21 protein-coding genes are annotated in these 25,759 nt (G+C 39.0%); 2 read left to right on the top strand and 19 right to left on the bottom strand.

Annotation, left to right across the window (positions count from 1 at the left end; translation table 11 throughout):
• Positions 1-64 precede the first annotated feature (64 nt).
• The 11 genes from AC1D0Y_RS14255 to AC1D0Y_RS14305 form a co-directional block, all read right to left on the bottom strand.
• Entirely contained in the window at positions 65-1,225 is a 1,161-nt protein-coding gene (locus tag AC1D0Y_RS14255) for a Ger(x)C family spore germination protein (protein ID WP_477707715.1), read from the bottom strand.
• On the bottom strand, positions 1,225-2,748 hold the full coding sequence (locus tag AC1D0Y_RS14260; protein ID WP_098331574.1) for a spore germination protein: 1,524 nt from the start codon (positions 2,746-2,748) through the stop codon (positions 1,225-1,227). The genes AC1D0Y_RS14255 and AC1D0Y_RS14260 overlap by 1 nt, the downstream gene beginning before the upstream one ends.
• Positions 2,735-3,832 (bottom strand): endospore germination permease, encoded by a 1,098-nt coding sequence (locus AC1D0Y_RS14265; protein ID WP_028408867.1) that lies wholly within the window; start codon positions 3,830-3,832, stop codon positions 2,735-2,737. The genes AC1D0Y_RS14260 and AC1D0Y_RS14265 overlap by 14 nt, the downstream gene beginning before the upstream one ends.
• Positions 3,833-3,988: 156 nt before the next feature.
• Positions 3,989-4,567, bottom strand: coding sequence for an HTH-type transcriptional regulator Hpr (locus AC1D0Y_RS14270; RefSeq protein WP_060747461.1), 579 nt, complete (start codon positions 4,565-4,567; stop codon positions 3,989-3,991).
• Positions 4,568-4,799: 232 nt separating this feature from the next.
• On the bottom strand, positions 4,800-6,014 hold the full coding sequence (locus tag AC1D0Y_RS14275) for a cystathionine gamma-synthase family protein (protein ID WP_477707716.1): 1,215 nt from the start codon (positions 6,012-6,014) through the stop codon (positions 4,800-4,802).
• A gap of 379 nt (positions 6,015-6,393) precedes the next feature.
• A complete protein-coding gene (locus AC1D0Y_RS14280) occupies positions 6,394-7,443 on the bottom strand; it encodes a 2,3-butanediol dehydrogenase (RefSeq protein WP_060747463.1) in 1,050 nt (349 codons plus the stop codon).
• A gap of 54 nt (positions 7,444-7,497) precedes the next feature.
• Positions 7,498-9,375, bottom strand: a complete 1,878-nt coding sequence (locus tag AC1D0Y_RS14285) for a sigma-54-dependent Fis family transcriptional regulator (protein WP_477707717.1) — start codon at positions 9,373-9,375, stop codon at positions 7,498-7,500.
• Positions 9,376-9,639: 264 nt separating this feature from the next.
• Positions 9,640-11,019: a dihydrolipoyl dehydrogenase gene (gene lpdA, locus AC1D0Y_RS14290; protein WP_028408872.1), complete on the bottom strand. Its 1,380-nt coding sequence runs from the start codon at positions 11,017-11,019 to the stop codon at positions 9,640-9,642.
• A gap of 15 nt (positions 11,020-11,034) precedes the next feature.
• Positions 11,035-12,264, bottom strand: coding sequence for a dihydrolipoamide acetyltransferase family protein (locus AC1D0Y_RS14295; protein ID WP_060747466.1), 1,230 nt, complete (start codon positions 12,262-12,264; stop codon positions 11,035-11,037).
• A gap of 24 nt (positions 12,265-12,288) precedes the next feature.
• A complete protein-coding gene (locus tag AC1D0Y_RS14300; RefSeq protein ID WP_477707718.1) occupies positions 12,289-13,323 on the bottom strand; it encodes an alpha-ketoacid dehydrogenase subunit beta in 1,035 nt (344 codons plus the stop codon).
• An 18-nt stretch (positions 13,324-13,341) separates the two neighbouring features.
• The gene (locus AC1D0Y_RS14305; protein ID WP_416367083.1) at positions 13,342-14,334 is read right to left on the bottom strand and encodes a thiamine pyrophosphate-dependent dehydrogenase E1 component subunit alpha; all 993 of its coding nucleotides are present in this window, start codon (positions 14,332-14,334) and stop codon (positions 13,342-13,344) included.
• 474 nt (positions 14,335-14,808) lie between these two features.
• Here AC1D0Y_RS14305 and AC1D0Y_RS14310 point away from each other — a divergent pair, with 474 nt between their 5' ends.
• The gene (locus tag AC1D0Y_RS14310) at positions 14,809-16,143 is read left to right on the top strand and encodes an ArsB/NhaD family transporter (protein ID WP_014460545.1); all 1,335 of its coding nucleotides are present in this window, start codon (positions 14,809-14,811) and stop codon (positions 16,141-16,143) included.
• Between the two features lie 81 nt (positions 16,144-16,224).
• Here the strand turns inward: AC1D0Y_RS14310 and AC1D0Y_RS14315 are convergent, their stop codons facing one another.
• The 3 genes from AC1D0Y_RS14315 to AC1D0Y_RS14325 form a co-directional block, all read right to left on the bottom strand.
• Positions 16,225-17,601: an NCS2 family permease gene (locus AC1D0Y_RS14315; RefSeq protein WP_098331571.1), complete on the bottom strand. Its 1,377-nt coding sequence runs from the start codon at positions 17,599-17,601 to the stop codon at positions 16,225-16,227.
• A gap of 256 nt (positions 17,602-17,857) precedes the next feature.
• Complete coding sequence (locus AC1D0Y_RS14320) at positions 17,858-18,184, bottom strand: Na-translocating system protein MpsC family protein (RefSeq protein WP_028408878.1); 327 nt, start codon at positions 18,182-18,184, stop codon at positions 17,858-17,860.
• A 37-nt stretch (positions 18,185-18,221) separates the two neighbouring features.
• On the bottom strand, positions 18,222-19,658 hold the full coding sequence (locus AC1D0Y_RS14325) for an NAD(P)-binding domain-containing protein (RefSeq protein ID WP_477707719.1): 1,437 nt from the start codon (positions 19,656-19,658) through the stop codon (positions 18,222-18,224).
• Between the two features lie 392 nt (positions 19,659-20,050).
• On the opposite strand from AC1D0Y_RS14325, the gene AC1D0Y_RS14330 reads away from it, so the two are divergent.
• Positions 20,051-20,953, top strand: coding sequence for a COX15/CtaA family protein (locus tag AC1D0Y_RS14330; RefSeq protein WP_477707720.1), 903 nt, complete (start codon positions 20,051-20,053; stop codon positions 20,951-20,953).
• A 61-nt stretch (positions 20,954-21,014) separates the two neighbouring features.
• Here the strand turns inward: AC1D0Y_RS14330 and AC1D0Y_RS14335 are convergent, their stop codons facing one another.
• The 5 genes from AC1D0Y_RS14335 to qoxB all read right to left on the bottom strand — a co-directional run bounded on the left by AC1D0Y_RS14335 (position 21,015) and on the right by qoxB (position 25,759).
• Entirely contained in the window at positions 21,015-21,899 is an 885-nt protein-coding gene (locus tag AC1D0Y_RS14335) for an SDR family oxidoreductase (RefSeq protein ID WP_013056577.1), read from the bottom strand.
• A 351-nt stretch (positions 21,900-22,250) separates the two neighbouring features.
• On the bottom strand, positions 22,251-22,745 hold the full coding sequence (locus tag AC1D0Y_RS14340) for a universal stress protein (RefSeq protein ID WP_028408882.1): 495 nt from the start codon (positions 22,743-22,745) through the stop codon (positions 22,251-22,253).
• 148 nt (positions 22,746-22,893) lie between these two features.
• Positions 22,894-23,190: a cytochrome o ubiquinol oxidase subunit IV gene (cyoD, locus tag AC1D0Y_RS14345; RefSeq protein WP_043981923.1), complete on the bottom strand. Its 297-nt coding sequence runs from the start codon at positions 23,188-23,190 to the stop codon at positions 22,894-22,896.
• The gene (gene cyoC / locus AC1D0Y_RS14350; protein ID WP_043981922.1) at positions 23,191-23,790 is read right to left on the bottom strand and encodes a cytochrome o ubiquinol oxidase subunit III; all 600 of its coding nucleotides are present in this window, start codon (positions 23,788-23,790) and stop codon (positions 23,191-23,193) included.
• A 1-nt stretch (position 23,791) separates the two neighbouring features.
• On the bottom strand, positions 23,792-25,759 hold the full coding sequence (gene qoxB, locus AC1D0Y_RS14355) for a cytochrome aa3 quinol oxidase subunit I (RefSeq protein WP_336091852.1): 1,968 nt from the start codon (positions 25,757-25,759) through the stop codon (positions 23,792-23,794).

Raw genomic sequence — 25,759 nt, forward strand, 5'->3', positions numbered from 1 at the left:
ATTTTATCTATTCTTCCACTTTTGATTTAACATTATCAGGTGAGGTATGCAGGTTTTCAGTATTTTAATTTACAGTCGGACCTATTCGCTGTTTGTTTCCGTGCTTAACCTGTACGCTGACCTTCACGTTTATTGAGTCTTTTGTTAAAGGAATTGCCCCGTTGTTTTGAACAGCTTTCCATTTACGCAGTTCTTTTTTATAAATAACATGAGAAAGCCTGTAAACATCACTGTTTATACTTAAACCTTGCGCATACGTTTCAATGATTTGTTTCTTAATTTTCTGTTCAGCTTCTTTTTTTATAATCGATAGTTTTTCGTGCTGCGGCATAACTAAAATCGTTGCTTTTGCACGAACTTTTATATTAAATGTTAAATTACTGCCTTTTATAACAGGTTCAATTTTTACTTTTTTCTTGTCTACCACAAGATCAATATCGGAATGATCAGGCAGCCTTACCCGTAAACCAGCTCGTACAAATTCATCCGTTATCCATCTAAGCCCTTTGATTTTATTCTCAGAAAAAACTCCTTTTAATTCAGATGATGTAATAGCCACTGCTCCGTTTACTTGAATAGCTGTTTCTCTTTTTTGATCCGTTGTTAAATGTTCTTTAGTCTGAACGAGAGGAATATTTACTTCATGACTTGGTTCATTAAGATGGATAATGAGCTCTCTTAAATCGATGGGTGGAATAAACGAGTTTTGCTTAAAAATCACTTTAGGATCGCTCAAGCGAGAAAGAGCGTTCGATACTTCGAACATAGGCGTAGCTAACAACGTTTTTTTCAAAGGACTTTTCGTAGCATACATCCAGATGTTGTATCTCGTTTCCCGATAACGATCTAAAAAATCTACTGCCGATTTGACAGCGCCATGCTTTAACGCATCGTCCGTTAAAACAAGGAAAGCTAAGTGCCCAAAAAAGATTCTGCGCTGAGAAATTTGATAATATCTAAAAATAGCTTCATCGATTGTTTTCCCTGTTGCATAGCCAACTTCTACTTTGACTTGACCCGCGCCAGCACCGCTTGCCTCGGATTTTGCTAATAAACTTAAGTTGATGGTCTGCAGGTAAAGAACGTAACGGTTATCTTTAAAATCTACCCCCATTCCTTGTGCATATACCATTTGTTCCGGTTCATTCGTATCCCAGCATCCCGAAAGAAACAATAAAAAAGAGCTCATAACAAGTATAAGTAAATTCCTTATATTCCTTTTCACTAACTTTCTCCTTTTTCGCGGGTGGAATCGCTTGGGTTAAGCATACTAGCTCTTGTTGCTTTTTTACTTTCGGGAAGGCGGAAGAGAGATTTTAAAATATTTTTTGCGTCTAACCGGGTTGCTAACTCGAAATATGGCACACCAAACGTTCGAATGTTTGTAATATAGATCATAACTAAAAAGATGGATATAAAAAATCCAAAAAAACCTAGGATGCTGACACAGATAATACAAAAAAAACGGATTAGTGAAATTGTTCCTATAAGAGACTGATTCGCTAGCGTAAACGTAGCAATTGTAGAACCTGCAATAACAACAAGCATGGCGGGACTGGTTAAACCGGCTCTAATGGCTGCATCACCGATAATAAGCCCTCCGATTACACTGAGCGTCTGCCCGACAGAAGTCGGCAGTCTAAACCCTGCCTCTCGAAACAATTCAAATAAAAGAAGCATCAATATTGCCTCAAGAGAGGTAGGAAACGGGACACCTCTTCTTGCTTCCACAATCGTAGCTAACAGGCTGAGCGGAAGCTGATTTTGATGAAAAGCCGTCATTGCCACCCAAAAACCCGGTAAAAAAGCAGCGATAGAAAGCCCGAAGATTCGAAGAATACGCTCAAAGGAGCTGTATAAATATGTATTTTCTTTATCCTCAGATCCCTTTAACAAGTAAAAAAGGTTAATAGGTGTAACATACGCATATGAGGTTCCATCAATTAATATAATAAACCGGCCATTTAACAGAGATTGAACCGCAAAATCAGGTCTCCCTGTATAAGCGTGGCGAGGAAAAAAGCTATACGGATTTTTATTAATGAGCTCTTCTAGCTGTGTTCCGCTGAAAATACCGTCGATATCGATATCCCCTAACTTTTCCATAATTTCGTCAAGTATCTTCTTGTCAGCTACATCTTCCATGTATAAAATGCTTACTTTTGTTTTTGTTCGTTTTCCAATCTCTAAAGAGTTTGTTAACAAGGAAACTGATTTAAGACGCTTGCGAATTAAAGCAATATTGACAGGTAAGTCTTCAATAAAATTATCTCTAGGACCCAATATGGTTACTTCATTTTTCGTTTCTTCTGGGCTTCTTTGAGGACGGTCCGAAATATCGATAGACACAACAGATTGTGGTGATCCAAAATCAATGAATAATTTCCCGGAAAAAATTTCTGAAACTGCCTGTTCTTCATCTTGAACGATAGAAACTGAGGGAAGATTTAATAATTTTATGATCTTGTCTCCTTCTACTTCACCCTCTAACTTAGCGCAGCATTCCTCTAATTTTTTAGGAATCATTTCATAAAGCATTTCCGTACTAACTAGACCGGTACAATAAATCATAAGCACTCGTTTGTTATAAAAATAAACGGTCTCAAAGTTAATATCGCTGCATTTTCCAAATAAATCTCTTAATGTACATTCATTGATTATCTGAGCACGAGAAGAACTTCCTTTTAAAAGATTTTCCGTCTCTTGTTTTTTAGAGCTGTCGCCTTCTTTCTTCTTAAAAAATTCCACTCTTACCCCTCCTTGTTTTATGAGAAAATAGAAAGACTATGACTACTAAGAAAAGAGAGAAAGCAACAAATAACCAGAAAGTAGCCGGTATGATTGTAAAAAATAAAAGATTTGAAAAAGCAAAGTCCGTTATAGGAGCCAGCGTACATACAGTGATAACCACTAAAACGAGTAAAAGAAACCTTTTTTGGCCTTTTTGAAACGGAACTAATTCTTTCATAATAAAAAGAAAGGTCGAAATGCGGATAAAGGTACCCGACAACCACTGATAAATAGATAGAAAGTCGATATGCTCTATAAACTTTCCAAGCGATGCAATTCCCCATTCTTCATAGGGAGGGAAACGTTGCTTAGAGGCTTCTACAGGGCCAAATTCAGTAATTGCTCCAATGAGAGGCCCAATCGTAAGGCCTGTTAAGAGAATTGCAGCCACTGCTAAATGCTTATAGCGTATAGGCTGCGGTACTTTATGCTGTAAAAAGAGCAGCAGCAGCAGCTCTACCATCCCCGATCCTTGAAATACAATACTTTTAATAACAGGAAAATAGCCATTTTCTAAAACTGGCTGCAATAAAGAATAATCTTTAAATTGAAAGTTTGTAAAAGAAACAAAGAAACCTAATATTACAATAAAAAATAAAAGAAATACGTTTACAATGCTAATCGTTCTAATACTCGTAGCGGCAAGTAAGCAACAGGTAAAACCAAATAGTAAAACGAGGATAATTAAAGGTGTTCGCTGAAGAAAAATAATATTAATCCACGTAATTGTCTCTCGTAAAGTGACGACCTCCATAATGGTCAAATAAGCGATTGTAAGAAAAATAACGACATTGGTGAATGACTTATTCATATGTTTTTTCATCCATTGAAAAAGATGTTCGCCTTTTGTTTTTTTATTTACATATACGAGTAAAGGAACCCATATGAGCGTTAAAAGACAAGTAAGAAGAACGGTAATCCAAGCATCTCGTCCTGCCGTTTTAATTAATGGAGATATGAGCATCACATGAGTTTTTAAGCCAATAAACGTCATTGAAAGAAGGATCAATTGAAAAACAGAAATTGAGTCTGACTTATTCATGGTAATCACTCCTTCTCTTCAGAAAATTTACTACTGGTAGCTTATCCTAAATTTCTCATAATATAATGGAGAATCATTATTCCAAAAATAAAAAAGAGCTGTTTTATACGTCGTATTTCTCACGTATAAAACAGCTCCGCCTGTTATTCACTGCGTTCAATTACTAGTTAGCTGGACTTCTTTCTTATCTTCATTTTCTTCTATTCCCGCTTCTTTTATATTCACAAAAGGTTGGTCAGCAACGGTCACTAGCTCGCCGCCGCAAACGTGGCGAACAACGGTTACGAGCTCTGGAAAATCGGGAAATTTTCCGTATAACGTTTTTAAAGGAAGTGCGCCTTTGCACACCTTACTGTTATGTGGTTCATACCCTTTGAGCGTATCAAGTAATAATTGTTCTCCGCTTTCAGTCAATTTGATGTAGGTGTTTCTTTTATCATTTTCTCTTTTGGACAAATGCAGATATCCTTGATTTTCTAATTTTTTCGAAAAATTAAACGCTGTAGAGATATGCATAGCTCCTAAATTAGCTAACTCTGACATAGAGATTTCTCCTGTGTTACTAGCTAAACATAAAATATGATGCTCATTTACATTCAGACCATAAGGTTTCACCCATTGCTCCCAGTCATCTTCTGCAGCTCTCCAGATGGCTTTACTTACCTGCATTAATTTGAATCCAAACAATGATGCATCTTTTATTGTGTATTCACTTTCTTGTTCTTGTTTCGACATACTATCATTCCTTATTTGTAGGCTGTTGTAAGTTAGTTTATTTTTAAAACGCGTAAAAACATTTTTATTTCATCTAATTTATCAGTATACCTACAAAATCAGACGAAAAAATACACGTACAGTTTAATTTACCAGCTTTATTCCACAAAATTTCTACAATTCTGAAGAAGTGTCTACCAACTAAAAAGAAGTACTTACTTTATTTTTATTAAAAAAAGTAATAAGCGTCTTTTTAATTACTAATAGATGATGCGGATTCTAAGTGAGCAAATGCTTGTTCTAAGTCTGCAATTAAATCTTCCGTATCTTCAATTCCTACAGATATGCGAACCAGTCCTTCGGATATTCCAAGAGCTTTACGTTCTTCAAGCGTACATTCTACGTGACTAGTCGTTCTTGCTGGTCCGTAAATTGTTTCAACCGCTCCTAAATTGCCGGCTTTATTTGCATACGTTAACTTTGGCAGCAAAATTTTAATAGCTTCCATTTCTCCTTTTAAAACAAAGCTTAATATTCCGCCAAAGCCTTTCATTTGTTTTTTGGCAATATGATGATGAGGATGTGTTTCCAATCCAGGATAATAGACGGCTTCAACCGCTTCTTTCTTTTGAAGAAATTTAGCAATTTCCAAAGCGCTTCGCTCTTGTTGACGTATACGTAATTTTAACGTTTTCATTCCTCTTAAAATAAGATACGCTGACATGGGATCCATGGTCGCGCCATTGATCTCACGGTAGTGATACACCTGCTGCATTAATTCTTTAGAGCCGCATACTGCCCCTCCTAAGGCATCCGCATGTCCGCTTAAAAATTTTGTTGCGCTGTGAATGACAAGATCTACCCCTAACTGAAGAGGGTTTTGATTAATAGGTGTCGCAAACGTATTATCAATAATGACGACTGCCCCTACTGCTTTTCCTGCTTTTGCTATTCTTTCAATATCAATAATTTTCATCGTAGGATTTGTAGGTGACTCTAAATATAGCACTTTACATCCTTTATTTACTTCCGCTTCAATTTCTTCATGATTTCCTGTATTGCATAAGGTTACATCAATTCCGATGTTAGGAAGGAACTCGGTGAAGATTTTATTTGTTCCTCCATATGTATCTTTTACCGATACGACGCGGTCTCCCGGTTTTAAAAACGTGTATAATGTGCTGCTAATAGCCGCCATGCCAGAGGAAAATGCGACCGCTTCTTCTGCTTCTTCAAGTATCCTAACTTTTTCTTCAAAAGCTTTAACCGTAGGATTACTCATGCGATTATACGTATAGCCTGGTTTGTTTCCTAACGCAACTTCTTGCCATTCGTCTACATCATCATAATTGTAAGCTACGCTGAAGACGACAGGAACTTGAGTGGCATTGTAAGCAAGCGATTCTTTTTCTCCTGCCCAGACCGCTTTTGTTCCGTCTTGTACATTTCTAAACTGTTTGTCTGTCATTCACTCATCACCTCTGATTTTATTAATTAGATAATGATTAGATTATATATTGTATACAATATACTGTATATAGTACAGAATAATCTGATAATAAAATAACCATACTTACCTTATTCAATTTAAAGAGGTTGAGACATAACAAAATGAATCGAATCTAAAGACGAACAAATAGGATAGAGCTGAACCGCTTGTGACACGGCAGTTAATTTCCGTGCAAGAGTTCGCTTTCCGCAGGCGGCCGCTGTTCCCGCAGGAGTCTTCGTCTTGCCCTCCAATAAACGGCTAGAAGAACTTAAACAAAACGAACCACTAATCAAAAATCTTGATCAATGGTTTATTTTTTACTTCGTCTAGAATACTTTTGTCCCAGCCTCTTTTTTTATTCGGCTTTCACTAAAATTTTCACCTGTTCTTTTTCTTTTAACAATGTCTCAAAACCTTCTTCAATCACATGTTCTAGTTTAATACGTTTTGTCACCAGTTTATCAGCCGAAAAATAACCTTTTGCCATTAAACTAATAACCGCTGGAAATACATCGCGGTAGCCAATAATACCTGTTACTGTACGCTCTTGTAAAACGATTGTTTGGGGATGAATGGAGGCTTCTTTTTCAAATATACTAACAATCATTGTCTCTCCGCCACTTTTAGTAGAGTTAATGGCTTGAGTTAAAACTAAGGGAACACTTGTCACTTCATAGGAAACATCTACACCTCCGCCTGTGCGCTTATGTACTTCTGCTACGGGGTCGTATTCTTGCGGGTTAATGGCAATCGCCCCAAGTTCTTCAGCTTTCTGTCTGCGCTGTTCCGATAGTTCAATCGCATAAATTTCAGATGCACCCGATGCTTTCAACGCTTCAATAACTAACAAACCGATTGGCCCCGTCCCAAATACAGCGGCTTTATCTCCTACCTTTAGTTTGCTTTGGCGCACAGCATGAAGAGCCACAGCTGAAGGCTCTACGAGAGCTCCTTGCTCGTAAGACACCACTTCTGGTATTTTATGAATCATTTCTACTGGTATGGAGGCATACTCAGAAAAACCTCCGCCCCCTCCTGCAAGACCATAAAACCCCATTTTATTACAAAGATTATACTTTCCTTGTTTACAGCCTTCACACTTTCCGCATGCATAGATAGGTTCTACCACTACTCTGTCTCCGACTTCTATATTCGTAATACCTTCTCCGATTTCTACAACTTGTCCAGAAAATTCATGCCCCAGCACAACCGGCGCTTTATCTTTGCTTAATGGATGAGGTTCTTCTGTAGGAATAAAAATGGGTCCTGCCGTGTACTCATGCAAATCACTTCCGCAAATTCCACACCATTCTACTTTAATTTTTACTTTCCCTTGAGAGACGGTAGGTTCTGCAATATGTTCTAACCTTACATCTTTAACGCCATGCCATCTTAATGCTTTCATTCTACTCAGCTCCTATTCTTATTTAAAAATTTAAAACAGCTAAAAACTCTAAGCTTACAAATTGAATTTTTTTAATCTATTGTAAAATGTACTTCTTGGTATATCTAACAGCTTAGCGGCAAGTGACACATTTCCCTGCGTTTTACGTAAAGCATCCATCATTAAGTCTTTTTGAACTTTTTCACGAAATGTTAGTGCGGGTAAGGACGTAAAATCATTTTTTTCTATTTCTTGTGAAGTATCAAAGTGGGAGATGCTCTTCTGACTGCCAAGATTTAAAGAACTTAAATAATTCAATACCTTCTTTTTTTCTACTTCCGTGTTTAGTGAGATTTTCAAGCGTTCAAGTACATTAAATAATTCTCGAATATTGCCGGGCCACTGGTAATCTATTAATTTATCCACTAATTCTTTAGGGAAATTCATATTCCAATCATTTTTTTGACAAAAGTAGCGCATCAGATGCGGAATATCTTCTTTTCTTTCCCGTAAAGGCGGAACATGCACGGGATACACGTGAAGCCGGTAATATAAATCTTCTCGAAACTTCCCTTCACTGACAAGCTGACGAAGATCTCGATGAGTAGCGGTAATAATCCGGATGTCTACCGGAATTTCCTGATTGCTTCCAACAGGCGTTATCTTGCGCTCTTGCAATACTCTTAGTAAAGAAACCTGCATAGAATGAGGAAGCTCACCTATTTCATCAAGAAAAATCGTACCGTGATTAGCCTGCTCAAACTTTCCTTGATATCCTTGACGCCGTGCTCCTGTAAATGCTCCTTCTGCATAGCCAAATAATTCACTTTCCATAAGTTCCTTGGGAATGGCGCCACAATTAAGAGCAATAAAAGGTCCGTTTTTACGCGAGCTGTTTTCATGAATTGTTTGAGCTATTACTTCTTTTCCAGTACCTGTTTCACCTAAAACATAGACCGTTGTATCCGTAGGAGCCGCATGCTTTATTTCTTCTAGTGTTTGCTGAAAGGAACGGCTTATGCCCGCTTCTCCTTTAAAAAAAAATGATTGAGCAGGGATCTGTGTAGCTGTTTGGTTATGGTGCGCTTCTTCTGATAGATAAATAATCTTTCCAATAGAATGACCGTGTCTTTTTGAAATTACAGGCACTTCCATCACTATACGAAATCCCTGTTGTACAATCGTATTTAACTGCAGGCCTGACCATTTTGGTATACATTCTCGTACGGTTTTGCTTGCTCCCACAATCACTTCTTTGTAATTGCAAAGCAACAAGAGCTGCTTGCTATCGACGAAATTCATAGAAGCATGAACCAACTCAATTTCGTCTTTGTGCATTCGAATGCTTAACTCCCGTTCAATTGTATATGCAATGGACGTAACCATTCCAAGTGTATAAGGGTGAGCTCTGTTTACAGGACAAGAAATATTAATAATCCCAATTAAATTTCCATCGTCATTTCGAACAGGCGCTGCCGAACAGCTCCATTGATGCGAAGCAATTGAATAATGTTCTGTACCCGTTATCATAATGGGCTCTTCCGTTTGCAGAGCCGTACCGATTGCATTCGTGCCTACTTCTTTTTCTGTCCAACAGGCACCTTCCACAAAATTAATTTTCCTTGCTTCATTCAGTGTAAGTCTATTTCCTGTAATAGATAAAATATAGCCTTCTGGGTCAATTAATAAAGCAACCATTCCTAAGTCCGCCGCTGATTGTCTGATTCTTTCTAAATGCGGCAAAGCCGTCTCAAGAAATAAAGAGTTCATTTGTTTTCGAGAATGAAAAGCTTCGTTTTTTAAAATCGATCTGCCTTTATCTAGGTAAGGATTAACATCTGCGCTTTTACAGCGATGCCACGATTTCACAATGATGTCGTTTAACCTTGAAGATTCAAGTGCTCCTTCGTTTACAAAACGTTTCCATGTGTTTAAAGAAAGTGTGGATTCCATTTCTTACCTCTCCCCTATAAACTTAATTGAATATAGTAAATCAAGGCTTGTTACTATTATTATAAATCACAAAGAAAACGTTATCATTACTAAAGAGAGATTCTTAAACTTACGTTATGTAAAAAGTATAGAAAAACTAGACGAGGATGCAGGAAAACTCCTATCGCTCTTGCATGATTCCTTCATCCTCTAGTTTATCTTTTTAAGCCCTTCATTTTTACTTTTCATTCTTAAAGGGCTTAATCACTTAGGGCATTTGTATAGTTAAGAGTGAATGGCCTGACCCGCTGACTGCAAAAGAGCTTCGTGAATGGCTTCAGATAATGTAGGATGGGCAGCGATAAAGTCTTCCATTATATCTGTAGTCAACTCTCCGTGCATCATAATGGTTCCTTGTCCAATTAATTCTGTAGCATGTGAACCTACAATGGAAAGCCCAATAATTTCGTTAAACTGCGGTTCTACGATTACTTTTACTTTTCCAACGGACTCATTGGCAATCATCGCTTTGCCGTTTGCCGTAAACGAGAATTCTCCGACGCGAATATCGCCGTATTCGCTTCGAGCCTGCTTTTCTGTCATACCGACACTTGCAATTTCAGGGTGAGTATAAATGCAGCGGGGCACAGCTCGATAATTTACGCTCTTATCTTTTCCGCATGCGTGCAAAGCGGCAACTGTGCCTTCATGAAAGGCGACATGGGCAAGCTGAATTCCGCCAACTACATCTCCACAAGCATAGATGTTAGGTATATTCGTTTGCATATGCTCATTAACATCAATTCCTTGTTTTGAAAAATGTACGCCAACCTGTTCTAAACCTAAACCTAGCACTCTAGGTTTTCTTCCAATTGAAATTAATGCATACTCAGCCTGCAGTTCATGCAGCTCTTCTTTATGTTTAAATAGAGCTGTTTTATCTTTTGGCTGCATTTCTGTTAGCGAAGCGGATGTATAAATCCTTACGCCTTTTTTCTCTAATTCTTCCTGTAACGTAAATGCGATGTCGGCATCTTCACCAGGAAGCAGCTGGTCTGCCGCTTCCACAATTGTTACTTTTGTTCCCATTTGGCTGTAAATGCTTGCAAATTCACATCCAATTACACCCCCTCCTACTATCAAAAGAGATGAAGGGACAGCAGGCAGCGACATTGCTTGTTTACTGTGAATGATCCACTTTCCATCAAAAGAAGCAAATGGCAGGCTAGCAGGTTCTGAACCCGCAGCAATAATAAACTGTTCAGCCTCTACCTCTTCTACGTGATTTTCGTTTCGCACGGATAGACGATGATTTGTCAAAAAAGAAGCTTCTCCTTTTATGACTTTAATACTGTTCTTTTTCATCAAATAGCCAATTCCCCTGACCAAGTTTTTTACAATGGCTGTTTTATGATGCTGAACGCCATCCCAGTTAATTTTCACTTGTTCTAAAGGAAGAGTAATGCCGAATTGCTCAGCTTTCTTAATTTTCTCATAGGCTTCCGCGCTTGCTAATAGCGACTTTGTTGGCATACAGCCCTCATTTAAACAGGTTCCACCTAAATCTTTTTGTTCGATTAACGTAACTTGTTTTCCTTGCCGGGCGGCAGTGATTGCCGCCACATATCCTGCTGGACCGCCGCCAATGACAACTAAAGGTTTCACGGAATGCACCCCTTTCTATAAGAGTAGTAAAATAGGCTGTTCTAAGTATTGTTTAATGGTTCCAAGGAAATTAGCTGCAGGTGCTCCGTCCAGTACGCGATGATCAAACGTCAGGCTTAAAGGCAGCAAGTTTCTTTTTTGTAATTCGTCTCCTTTATACATCGGTACATCTTCAGTAGCTCCAACACCAAGAATTCCTGTTTCAGGCGGGTTTAATACAGGTGTAAAATACTCTACTCCGTAAGCACCGAGATTAGTAATAGTGAATGTAGAACCTTGCATTCTATCAGTGCTCAGCTGACCTTGCCGAGCATCTGCTGCTCGGGTTTTGATCTCTGCAGCTAATTCCACTAACGACATCTTTTCAGCATGCTGCATAACTGGAACAACTAACCCATTTTCTAAAGCTACGGCCATTCCAAGATGAACATGGTTATAGAGTTGAATTTCGTTATCAATATAGGCACTGTTCATTTGTTTGTGTTCTTGAAGTGAAAGAACAACAGCGCGAGCAATAAAATCAGTTAGAGAGATTTTCACCTTATGGCGTTGTTGGATTACATCTTTGATTTCTCTCTGAAAAGACAGCAAATCCGTCACGTCAGCTTTCATATTAATCGTTAATTGGGCACTGTTTAATAAACTATTATGCATTCGACTTGCAATGACTTTCCTTATGCCCGCTACGGGAAGCGTTTCTTTGTTTATAGCGGGGTTATCCCTTTCTACCGTTTGGGGACTCGCTTCTGAAGCTCTTTCCGCCAGCACTTTCTCTACATCTGCTTTGGTGATTCTTCCTTTTGGTCCTGTGCCTTGAATCGTTTCAACATTAAGGTTTTCAGATTCTGCTATTTTCCGTGCAATTGGCGAAATGCGCACAGTTTCTTTATTCTTTTTTGATGGAGCTGCGTTTGCTGGTGGCTCTTCTAAAGAGATAGCAGCCGCTACCTCGTTTTTAGGCGCTTGCAGCTCATTTGCTGAACGGTTCTGCTCAGTGAGCTGCTCGTTTGGCTTTCCAACATAACAGATAATCGTTCCAGGAGGCACTCCTACATCTTCTTGTACAAGAATATCAAGAATCACACCGTCCTGCGGCGCTTCAATATCCATTTCGATTTTTTCAGAATTAATGCTTGCAATCATATCTCCTTTTGAAACGGAGTCTCCAACTTTTTTGTTCCACGTCGAAACGGTTCCTTCTTTCATTGCCATCCCTAGTTTTGGCATTACAACCTCTGCAGCCATTTGCTTCCTCCTCCTTTTCTTTAATTACACACTTAGAAGCGATTTATCTCCTAGTAACTCCGATACAACTTCAATTACTTTTTGTGGTGTTGGCAGATAAATATCTTCTAATGGAGGTGAAAATGGCACAGGTGTATGTGGTGCTGTAATTCGTTTAATAGGTGCATCAAGCATGTCAAATCCTTTATCAGCAACTAGCGCAGCAATATCTGTTGCGATGCTGCATCTTGGATTGGCTTCGTCCATGACAATTAATCGATTCGTTTTTTCTACAGAAGAAAGAATGGTCTCTTCATCAAAAGGTGATAGACTCCGCGGATCGACTACTTCTACATCAATTCCCTTGTGAGACAATTGATCTGCTGCTGTAAGTGCAGTATTTACTTGTTTTCCAATGGCTACAATGGTTAAATCTGGTCCTTCGCGTTTCACGTCAGCTTTCCCTAGCGGAATTGTATAGTAGCCTTCAGGAACCTCTCCTTTCATGTTGTACAATGTTTTGTCTTCAAAAAAGATAACGGGATCATTGTCTTCAATAGCTGCTAACAATAACCCTTTTGCATCGTAAGGGTTAGAAGGTACGACTACTTTAAGGCCAGGAATGCTAGTAAACAAGGCGTACAAGCTCTGAGAATGCTGAGCTGCAGCCCTAAATCCAGCTCCATGAGTCGTCCGAATCGTGACGGGCACTTCAGCTTTTCCTCCAAACATGTATCTAAATTTCGCCCCTTGATTCAGCACTTGATCTAAACAGCAGCCAATAAAGTCATTAAACATTAATTCTGCAACCGGTCTTAACCCTGTAGCTGCCGCTCCCATTGCCGCTCCTATATAAGCTGCTTCTGAAATAGGCGTATCCAGAATTCGTTCACGTCCAAATTCTTGTACAAGCCCCTTTGTCACTCCAAGGACCCCGCCCCAAGCCTCATCATCTTGCAGGTGGTCAATCTCCGCTCCGCCAGCTACATCTTCTCCCAAAAGAATCACATTCTCATCTTTTCGCATCGCTAGTTTCATAGCTTCATTAATAGCTTCAGACATGCTTAATTTTCTAGTCATTTTCTTTTCCCCCTTTAATTAATAAGATACATAAACATCCGTTAATAGTTCCGAAGCATCAGGATAATCGCTTGTTTCTGCTAACTCAACTGCGCGTTTTACTGCTTTTTCTACATCACCATCAATATCTCTAAGCTCTTTTTCTGTTACTACTTGTTCTGAAAGCAAGTAATTTTCAAAAAGAGCGATCGCATCTTTTTCCTGGAGATGTTCTTTCTTTTCATTTCCTGATTTATACGTTTGTGCGTCGCCTTCAAAATGTCCGTAATTTCGATACGTTACACATTCAATTAATGTTGGCCCTTCCCCTCTGCGGGCTCGTTGAACAGCTTCTGCAGCTGCTTCATAAACCGCCATCACGTCTTTTCCATCCACTCGTACCCCTGGAATGTTATAAGCTGCGGCACGATCTGCAATCGCGCTGCAGCTCGAAGCATAAGAAAATGGAGTTGCCTCTCCGTAGCCATTATTTTCAGCAACAAAAACAACCGGCAGTTTCCAAATCGCTGCTAAGTTGATTCCTTCATGAAACGTCCCTTCATTACCCGCTCCGTCTCCAAAAAAGCAAACGCTTACATCTTTTGTCTTTTTATACTTAGCAGTTAAAGCAGAACCGCATGCAAGCGGAAATCCTCCTCCTACAATTCCATTTGCCCCTAAAATTCCTTTATCTAAATCCGCGATATGCATGGATCCGCCTTTTCCTTTGCCTAACCCGGTTACCTTTCCAAAAAGCTCAGCCATCATTCCATCTAAATCGCCGCCTTTAGCAATACAATGACCGTGTCCGCGATGAGTGCTCGTAATACTGTCACTGTCATTAAGATGAGCGCACATTCCAACCGCTACCGCTTCTTCACCTGCATACAGATGAACAAAACCAGGCAGTACACCTTTTGCGAAAATTTGATGTACTTCATCTTCAAACTTTCGAATTTCTACCATTTTCTGATACATCCAGCTGGCTTTTTCTTTCGTAAGCTTTTCTGTTTTATTTTGAGCAGTTTTCATTATGGTAAGCCTCCTCATTTGATTATCAAACTTCACTTAACTACTATTGCAAGTACCGTGCCAATAGTAAAATCGCTTTATACTAGCAATCTATTGTTGGATTTGGCCTCATAAAGTTAGACAAAGTTGGACACTGTTCCAACTTTGTCTAACTTTGTCCAATCTTAGGGAAACCAATTATGTAAACTGAATTTAAGGTGCATAATAAGTATGCAGGAGGAAAATTACATTGAATAATCAACAAGAAAGCTTTTATATAAATATGATATAATGCTGAAGGAATCGTCTTCATTTTGAAGAATACTAAAGCTCCTAAAGGAGGTTGGTTAAAGCAAAACGGGCTTTATAGAAGTTTTACCGTAAAGTTGGATGTAAATTAAACGATGAAAGATGAGGTGAAAACCTGGAAAACATCCAAAGTTTTTGTCATCTACACTTCGTGATGTCTAGATGACATATCGCCAGGTTACTGTTATGCACAATGCAATTCAACACATTACAAGTTTTCATGTATACGCAGCCATTATTATATTTATCATTACATATTTTTTGATTATGACCGAAAAGATCAATCGCGCTTCGGCAGCTCTTTTAGGCGCTATATTGATGATTTTGTTAGGTATTGTTGACTTTAATAAGGCCATTATGGAACACATTCAGTGGGAAACTATTGTCCTTCTTATGGGTATGATGATTTTAGTCGGCATTACAAACAAAACGGGCGTGTTTCAATACGCAGCCATCAAGTCTGCTAAAATCGCTAAAGGTGACCCTGTTCGAATTCTAGTTATTTTATCAATCTTAACAGGCGTCGGATCAGCATTTTTAGACAACGTAACAACCGTGTTATTAATTGTTCCCGTTACATTTTCCATCACTACTATTTTGAATATTAATCCTTTTCCATTTCTTATATCAGAAGTGCTGTTTTCAAATATTGGAGGAACGGCAACTTTAATAGGCGACCCGCCTAATATTATGATTGGGGCAGCGAACCCTCACCTTGATTTTAATGCTTTTTTATTAAACTTAGCTCCTGCAGTACTGATTATCGGTGTTGTTACGCTGGGGATTCTTGTTCTTATCTATCGTAAAAAGTTAAAAGTAGAAGATAGTAAAAAGCAAGAGCTAATGAGTTTAAATGAAAAAGATTATATTCAAGATTCCGCTTTAATGAAAAAATCGTTAACTGTATTAGTCTTAACGATTCTAGGTTTTACCCTGCATTCCGTTTTACATATCGATGCCGCTATGGTAGCTATTACAGGTGCAGCTGTATTATTGGTAATTGGATTACGAACTCATGATGAAGTAGAAAGCGCGTTTGATTCTGTTGAATGGACAACCATTATTTTCTTTGCTGGTTTGTTTATTCTTGTCGGGGGATTAATCGATGTAGGCATCATTAAAAAGCTCGCTGCAGGCGCGTTAAACGTTACAGACGGCAATATCGCACTGTCAGCTTATCTCATTTTGTGGATTAGCGGAATTGCTTCAGCTGTTATTGATAACATTCCTTTCGTTGCTACAATGATTCCACTTATTCAAGATATGGCTCATGGAATGGGAATGAGCCCTGATTCTGCTCAAATCAGTGTACTATGGTGGTCACTGGCTCTAGGAGCATGTTTGGGAGGGAACGGTACGCTAATTGGAGCGTCTGCCAATGTAATTGTAGCTGGCATGGCTGTAAAAAAAGGACATAAATTTTCGTTTATGGATTTTTTAAAAATTGGAGCTCCAATCACGCTCGTATCTCTTTTAATTTCAACGTTATATATCTTCCTTCGCTATCTTTTATTTCTGTAAGAGAAGAAAAATTAAAATCTACGCGAACAGTAAAAAAGACTTCTCAGCTGAGAAGTCTTTTTTTACTGTAAATACATGCACTCAAGCAGCCCAGACGAAGTTGATAATAAAAGCGGCGCTAATGATATACATAATCCAGTGAATTTCCTTTGCCCTGCCGGCTAACAATTTAACGAATGTATAAGATAAAAACCCTAGCGCTAAGCCTTCGCCGATACTAAACGTTAACGGCATCAAAATAATGGTACAAAAAGCAGGCACAGCATCTGTTATCTCGTCTAAAGGAATGTTTTTAATTTCCGTTAACATGAGAGCTCCAACCATAATTAAAATAGGCGCTGTAGCAAAAGCAGGAATAATGCTAATTAATGGCGTAAATAAAATGCTCACTAAAAACAACATGGCAACGACCAGTGCTTTAAGGCCCGTTTTGCCTCCTTCTGCAATTCCCGCAGCATTTTCTACATACGCGTTCATTGCGGTAGATCCCATAGCAGCACTGGCTACAGTCGCAAGAGAATCTGCCATAAGCGCTTTATCTAACCCTTTAATTTCCCCTTTTTCATCCATTAATCCAGCTTTTTTAGATAATCCAATCATCGATCCTAAATTATCAAATAGCTCCACAAGTGTAAATGAAAAAATAATAGAGAAAAGACCGTAATGAAGAGCAGATTTAATATCCATTTGTAAAAAAGTTTCCGACATGCTCGGCATTGAAAACGACACCACGCTGCTGATGCTTTTAGGTGCTTCTACTATGCCCAGCACCATCCCGGCAATTGATACTAGCAAAATGCTAATCAGGGCCGCTCCTTTAATTTTTCGAGCAGTTAATACAGTTACCGCGATAAAACCTAATAAAGCAAGTAATGGGCCCGGTTTTGTAAGCTGACCAAGGGCTACTAAATTTTCTTTGTTGCTTACAATAATGCCTGCTTGCTTAAAACCGATAAAAGCAATAAATAGACCGATTCCAACAGAAATAGCACTTTTTAAAATAGCGGGTATCCCTTCAATAATCTTCTTGCGTAAGCCCGTTATGGTTAAAATAAAAAATACAACGCCTGAAATAAATACGGCTCCTAAACCTGTTTGCCACGTTAGCCCTTCACCCAATACCACTGTATACGTAAAAAAAGCGTTCAGCCCCATTCCTGGTGCTACTGCAATAGGCATGTTCGCCCATAATGCAAACAAAAGAGTAGCAAAGACAGTGGCAAAAATCGTCGCCGCAATTGCCGCTTCTTTTGGAATGCCTGCATCTGCTAAAATCGTCGGATTAACAAAGATAATATAGCTCATCGTCACAAAAGTAGTAATTCCAGCAAGAATTTCTGTTTTTACATCTGTTTTACGTTCGGTTAAATGAAACAGCTTATCCAACCATGAAGGCTTAGGTGCTGATTTTTTTGTTAGTTCCATATGCTGAGCTTCAACTTTTTCATTCATCGCCACTTGCTTTTCACTCCTTTAATTTTCGATTCATCTTCTTTTAACTCGCTTTTACAGTTCCTCTATAAAACAGTGTGTGTTTAGCCATTTCCCCTCTCTTTTTTGATGAAAATATCTATAAAAAAAGCCGTGAAAACAGAAGGGAATCCTTCTATCTTCACGGCTCTTTGCTTCTGTAAACAGAAGATAAGCATCCGTCTTTTGCGCGTTTTGCGAAACAAACGATTTCATCGATCGTTTTGCAATTTATATAGAGAAGTTATTTAAAGCAAATAACCGTACAAGAATTCTCTGTAACAGGATCATAGTCTCTAAATAAAGAAGTGACCTGAATATCAAATAAAAGCTCCACTTTTTGCTTTAGCATTTTTTTATATTTAGTCGATAAAGCGGCATCAAGAGACATCACTAATTCTCTATATTCTTCACTAAGTGCTTCTAATGCCGGCATTCTTTTTGATTGAGCTAGTATAAGAATTTTATTATCAATAATATCTATTTTTTGAGTATTCACGCCTACATTAAAAATTTCTTGGCTAATTTGAGTATACAAAGTAGCTATCTTCTTTTTAGAGATCTGCTCCATATGCTTCACCTTTTTCATTGTTAAAAATGTAGTTTTATTATATTGTTTTCACTTGATTATTGTCCTTTGACCAGCTGCCGACAAATTCAGGCTCATCATAGTCAAAGAAATTGGTTAAATTCTCATGGCGGTTATCAATAAAAAGCTGATTGGCGACTTCTGAGACGAGCTTTGGTATCGCATATTTTAGCCCTGAAAGAGCGGATGCAGAAATTCCACAGCTAATTAAAGCGGAATAATTAAAAGCAAAAAGGCCATATACCATTTTTTGACCTTCCCTATTACGACTTAAAAAAGCAAAGCCGTTACTAATGTAAGGATGGGCATCCAATACTGGGTTGGCGATTTCATGCGGTGCTTTGTAATGATCGTTCCAGCGGGCGATGTGTTTTTCAACAAGTTGCAATTCTGGACGCAGAGCCGGATCTGTTAGAAGTCCGGTGCTAATAATTAAATAGTCAAACGTAAACGTTCCCTGAGGAGTGGTTACAACTGCTTTGTCGTGTTTTTCCTCGACGTCGAGCCATGGGGCATGCACGTGCAAATGAAAACCTGGCCATGAGGAAGCGCGTCCAAATGTATCATTCGTAGGCGGCTGATTGTATTCGAAAAAATGAGCCATCACTTCATATTTTTCAGCATCTGACAGAGCATGGAAACGTTCAATCATTCCTGAAGCTTCCATTTGTCTGATTGGATTAATACGGGGAAGTTCTTTTCGTCGAACAAATACATGAGCTTCAGTAACCCCTTCGGAAAGCGCATAGTTGGCGTTATCAAACGCGGATGCTCCTCCTCCTAAAACAGCTACTTTTTTGTTCTTCAACGTAGTGAAATCAATGGTTTGTGAAGTGTGAGAATAAAGATGAGGCGGCAATTTTTCAGAAATCATAGGTGGAACATGCCATTCTCCTCCTCCTTGAATTCCTGTAGCTAGTATAACTTTACGTGCCATCAGTGTAGGGCACACGGCTCCATTCCCTTCAATATGCAAGCGATGGATACCTGTTTCTGCCGGCTCAATTAACGTTAATTTTATTTCATTTGCCACAGGAAGGTTAAGAATATTCCGGTACCAGCGCAAATAATTCATCCAGTCGCCTCTTGGGATTTTGTCAAGAGCTTCCCAGCCTTCTGAGCCGAATTGTGCTTCCCACCACGCTTGAAACGTAAGTGAAGGCATGCCTAAATCGACAGACGTTAAGTTTTTGGGCGTTCTTAGCGTAATCATTCGCGCGTACGTTTCCCACGGGCCTTCTAAACCCGAACGATTTTCATCAATAACAAGAATATTCGACACGCGTTCTCGCAGCAAGCCAAAGGCCGTTCCTAAACCGCTTTGACCTCCTCCAATAATGATTACATCGTATACGTGTCCGCTCTTAGGGGTAATTGGCTGTGCTTCTGTTGGTTTCCTGAAGGAAAGGTAAGACAGATCGGTTTCTACTCTTTTATTTAAAGCTTCTAAGCTCATCGTTATCTCTCCTTTCAACAAAGTTTCTTTCCAATAAAACCTATCATTTTATATCTTACATAAAATGATAGGTTTTATAACATCATTTGATTTATATCTATATTATCACTTTTGGAATATGATTGTATCTCCATTCTCTCTAAAGTTTTTTTGGCAAATTGTATAAAATCACTAATATAATTTTTTTATATCTTATGTAGGGAACCCTATTTACATCGTTTAAAAGGAAAAAACCATTACAAAGTTTAAGGAAGAAAGCTTTTCTGACATCAATTTTAAGGGAAACATGTGCGAGTTTGTGACAGTTATTTGTTAATTACGCTCTACTACTTGACTATCGTATTCATCAAATCTATAGTCATAATTAGTAACTCAGCAAAGGGAGTCAACGTATGAGAAATTTATTTAAAATAACAGCTATATTTACAACGATTGTTATGTTTATTTTAATGATTGCCGGCAGTCTGGTCACAACCACAGGATCTGGATTAGGATGCGGAAACGAGTGGCCATTGTGTAACGGGCAGTTAATACCCGAATACGCGGTAGCAACAATGATTGAATATACGCATCGTTTGATTACCGCATTTGCAGGTCTTCTTGTTTTAGCATTTTCTATTTGGGCTTGGATTCGTTATCGCAGAAACCGTGAAGTGAAAATTTTAGCGATTATGAGTATTGCATTTATCGTTATCGAGTCATTGCTCGGGGCTTCTGCCGTTATCTGGCCTCAGTCAGCTGAGGCGCTAGCCCTGCATTTCGGTCTTTCGCTTATTGCGTTTACCGGTGTATTTTTACTTTCAATATTTGTTATTCAAAAGGACCGTTCGGATCATTTTATTAAAGGAGCCGTTACAGGCAAATTTAAATGGCTCGCATGGTTTACGCTTATATTTACCTATTGCGATATTTATTTAGGTGCATATGTGCGTCACAAAGGTGCAAGCTTAGCATGTACAAGCTTTCCTGCTTGTTATGGCAATACGCTTATTCCAAAGCTATCAGGAACAACAGGCATTCACTTTGCTCACCGATTTGCTGCTCTTGTGCTGTTTGTTCTTATCATTTGGATTATGGTATCTGCTATCAAACAGTATAAAGAAACTCGCCGTGATATTTACTATGCGTCCATCATTGCAGTTGCTTTAACCGTTGCTCAAATATTCAGCGGTATCTTTGTTGTCGTATCTCGTTTAAATGTCTTTGCTACACTGTCTCACTCGGCGTTTATTACAGCGTTATTCGCTACGCTTAGCTACATTTGTGTACAGACGTTAAAAGATAAAAGACGATAAAACAGAAATAACTCTACAAAAAAGCCACTTGCAGTTTGTAACTGCAAGTGGCTTTTTTAAGTTAAGCTAGTTCTATTCCGCCTGTAATCCCGTAAACTTGAGCCGTCACGTAGCTTGCATCCGTTGAAGCTAAAAATACGTATACATTTGCTAATTCTACCGGCTGGCCAGCACGCTGCAAAGGCGTATCTTGTCCAAAGCCTGGAATAGCGTCGCTTGGCTGCCCTCCAGAAATTTGCAGCGGCGTCCAGATAGGTCCTGGAGCAACGGAGTTGACGCGAATACCTTTTGGAGCTAATTGCTTGGCTAGTCCGCGAGTGAATCCGTTAATGGCAAACTTTGTAGCTGCATAGTCTAATAAATTAGGACTTGGGCTATAGCCTTGTACAGAACTTGTTGTAATAATAGAAGCACCTGCCGGTAAATAAGGCAGCGCTGCTTTTACGGTCCAATATAAAGAGAATACATTTACTTCAAAGGTTTTGCGCAGTTGGTCCGTTTCTAAATCAGCAATATCTTCTACTGCCTGCTGTTTGCCAGCTACGAGCGCTAGAACATCTAGACCATCTAATTCTTTATAAGCTTTTTCTACTAGCTCTTTGCAAAAAGATTCTTCGCCTACATCACCAGGTATGAGAACGGCTTTTCTTCCTTCTGCTTCAATAAGCTTTTGTACTTCTTCTGCATCTGCTTGCTCTTGTGGCAAGTAATTAAGCGCAACGTCTGCACCTTCTCTTGCGTAAGCGATCGCTGCTGCCCGGCCAATACCTGAATCTCCGCCCGTCACAAGAGCTTTTCTGCCTTTTAATTTACCTGCACCTATGTAACTGTTTTCCCCGCAGTCCGGGATGACGTTCATTTCTTTTTGGACACCAGGTGGTTCTTGATACTGTTTTGGATAGTCTTCATGAAAATATTGAGTTAATGGATTATTTAGCTTTGACATATTCGTCACTCCTTTATAAATGAACCTTTAACCAGCTAAGGAAAAGTTTTCTATGTACTTGTTCTTCCCGTCTTCTTCTTTAATAAACATGTTTGATGTGCTCCATTAGCGCCTCGCTTTTCTTTCATTGCCTTTCTCCTTCAATCAACAGCTAGAAACAGCTGCATACATGAAATCTACGTTCACCATCACAATAAAAAAATCCGAACGAGTCGAATTCTTTATTAAGAATCTCGATTCCTCGTTCGGATCTTCTTTCAACTAAAATACATTTATCCCCCCTCTTTAAGTAAATGGTGAAAGCTTTGTATTTTGCTATGCACAATAAGCTTTATTTCTCGTCTGTGCCCGCTACTCTGTTAGTTCCACTTGTAAAGGCTTTGTTTCTTCTTCAGCCTCTTTAGGAGTGCGAACGATTAACACATCACATTTGGCATAGCGTAAAATATGCTGAGATACACTTCCGATTAAGATGCGCTCTACGGCGTTTAACCCGGTTGCCCCGCATACAATTAAATCAACGTGCTTGTCTGGTGCGATTTTTTTAGATATTTTTGTTTTAGGAGAGCCGTGTTCAATTAGTGTCTCAACTCTTGTTACTCCCGCTTTGATGGCTAGGTTACGATAATTGCTCAAAAGTTCTTCAGCAAATTTCTCTGCATCTTGAAAGCGTGTATCCGTATAGAATGCATAAGGTGATGGACTTAACGCCTGTATGTCGATAACGTGACAAACTATTAAATGAGCGTTATTTTTTTTCGCACTGTTAACTGCTTTTTTGAATGCCCACTCTGCTTCTACAGAACCGTCTACTGCTACGAGGATGTTACGATAAGCCATATTCATCATAATCTCTCCTTTGTCTTTCGTTTATAAAGAACTTTCCTTGCTACACTTTTATTTTACTTCTTGCGCAAACGAAAGTATGTGATTTTTATCACAAGTTATAGAAATTAATAAAAAATAGAGCCGTGTGGAGTGCACGGCTCCATTTTTATTGAACTTGAGAGTTAAAAGTCATGATCCAAATCGATCCTGCTACAATCGTAATAACAAAAACGATTCCAAGTATTAAAGCCATCACATTATAACGAGGCTTCTCTCCGTCTTTAATATGCATGAAGAAAAATAGTTGAATGAAAAATTGAAGCACGGCCATTCCTAGAATGCTAGCTAGTAATATATTTTTAGAAAATACATGGTTTAATACCAGCATCAAAGGAATAACGGTTAAAATAATCGAGAAAATAAATCCTATTGTATAAGCTTTTAACGATCCATGGTTCTCCATCTACATCACCCCCATTAAATACACAACCGTGTAAAGGAAGATCCAGACAGCATCAAGAAAATGCCAGTATAAGCTGATAATCGTCACTTTTCGCTTTGTTACAGAGGTAATTCCATATCGTTTTAATTGAATTGTAATTGAAATCATCCAAATGATGCCGACAGAAACGTGCAGCCCGTGCGTACTAACTAGCGTATAGAAAGCTGTAAAAAATGCGCTGGTGGAAATGGTTGCTCCTTCATGAACCATTGTTTGAAATTCATGAATTTCAAGGCCCACAAAGCACATACCTAAAAGCAGAGTTACGATTAGCCAGCCAATTAAAGGTTTTATTTTTCCCTTGTGCATGCTCAGCACAGCTAATCCGCTCGTAAAGCTGCTCGTTAATAAGATAAACGTTTCAGAAACAAATCCTGGAACTTCAAAAAATTCCTTTCCTGTAAGGCCTCCCGCAGTATGATTAACAAGAACGGCATACGTAGCAAATAATGCTCCAAATAGGATGCAGTCCGTTACGAGGAAAAGCCAAAAACCCATAACTTTGATTCCTTCATCATGTTCATCATGATGTTCTTCGTGGTGCGCTGTCGCATAAGCCATGTCAGCCAACCCTCCCTACTGAATCTTCTGTATGCTGAATTTCATCCACCGGAATATAATAGTCCGAGTTGTATTGAAAAGAACGAACTAGTAAACAAGCTCCGACTCCTGCCAAACCGAATATCGCCATCCACACCCAGTGGAACGTTAAGCCAAAACCAGCAATGAACCAGAAAACCGACATGATAAATGGAATACCTGAATTCTTAGGCATATGAATCGGAGAGAAAGCAGCTGTTTCCTTCGCTTTTTTCTTTTTTCTTTCTTCTTTTGTTGTCCACCACGCATCTTGCCCCGCTACTGTTGGAATCACTGCAAAATTGTAGTGCGGCGGCGGTGAAGGGATGGACCATTCTAATGTACGTCCATTCCAAGGATCCCCCGTTACATCTCGTTCTCCGTACTTAATGCCATGAAGAATCTGCCATGCTTGAAAGATAAACCCTATGCCCATAAAGAAAGCTCCGACTGTAGAGATAACGTTCAGCGGTCCCCATCCCATGTCAAAGTTGTACGTATAAATACGGCGCGTCATTCCCATAAACCCTAATGCGTATTGAGGCATGAAGCATACGTAAAAACCAATATTCCATGTCCAAAACGCCCATTTACCAAGACGGTCATTTAATTTAAAGCCAAACATTTTTGGCCACCAATAGTACAAACCTGCAAAAAAGCCGAATACAACGCCTCCAATTAACACTTGGTGAAAGTGTGCAACTAAAAAGTAGCTATTATGATACTGATAGTCTGCGGGAGCTGCTGAAAGCATAACACCCGTTGCTCCTCCCACAATAAAGCACGGGATAAAAGCAATTGTCCATAGCATTGGCTGCGTCATTTGAATGCGGCCCCGGAACATCGTAAATAACCAGTTGAACACTTTAACACCCGTTGGAATTCCGATAGCCATCGTCGTAATAGCAAAAAACACATTCACATTAGCACCTGCACCCATCGTAAAGAAATGATGTACCCATGTGAAATACGATAGAACGCTAATAATCATCATTGAAAAAACCATAGACTTATAGCCAAATATCTTCTTTTGAGAAAACGTTGCAACGATTTCAGAAAAAATGCCGAATGCAGGAAGTACAACGATATACACTTCAGGATGTCCCCACATCCAAATTAAGTTAATGTACATCATCGGATTTCCTCCGCCGGTCATAGTAAATAAGTGTCCGTCAAAGAAGCGGTCAATAAACAATAAAGCAAGCGTTACGGTTAATACAGGAAACGCGAAAATGATAATAATACAGCTTGCTAGAACGGACCACGTGAATAGGGGCATATGCATAAGTTTCATGCCCGGTGCACGCATTTTTAAAATAGTCATAATAAAATTAATTCCAGAAGCCAAGCTGCCAATACCTGATATTTGAATACCCCAAATATAAAAATCTTGACCTGGTCCAGGACTGAACTGCATGCCAGAAAGCGGCGGATAACTCAACCATCCTGCATCTGGCGAGCCGCCGATTACAAACGACAAATTAAAAAGCATGGCGCCAAAGAAAAATAGCCAAAAGCTTACCGCGTTTAAAAAAGGATAGGCGACATCTCTTGCTCCAATTTGAAGCGGCACAACAATGTTAAAGAACGCAAACATAAGCGGCATTGCCATAAATAGAATCATAATAGTTCCGTGCGTAGTAAAAATTTCGTTGTAATGATTAGAATCTAGAAAATGCCACTGAGGGAATGCTAGTTGAATACGCATTAATAGTGCATCTACTCCGCCTCGAAACAGCATTAATAATGAAGAAAGCATATACATAATTCCAATTTTTTTATGATCGACCGTTGTAAGCCACTCACGCCATAGCCACTTCCACTTTTTAAGATACGTAAGAACAAAAATAATACCGGCTAGTGTTAACAAAATGGCAACATCTGCTCCATAAATCATCGGTTCTCCTGTCACAAAAAAATGAGATGAAAAATCTTTTAATTTGTCTAACAA

The sequence above is a fragment of the Priestia sp. P1_B12_1 genome (genome assembly GCF_056406695.1).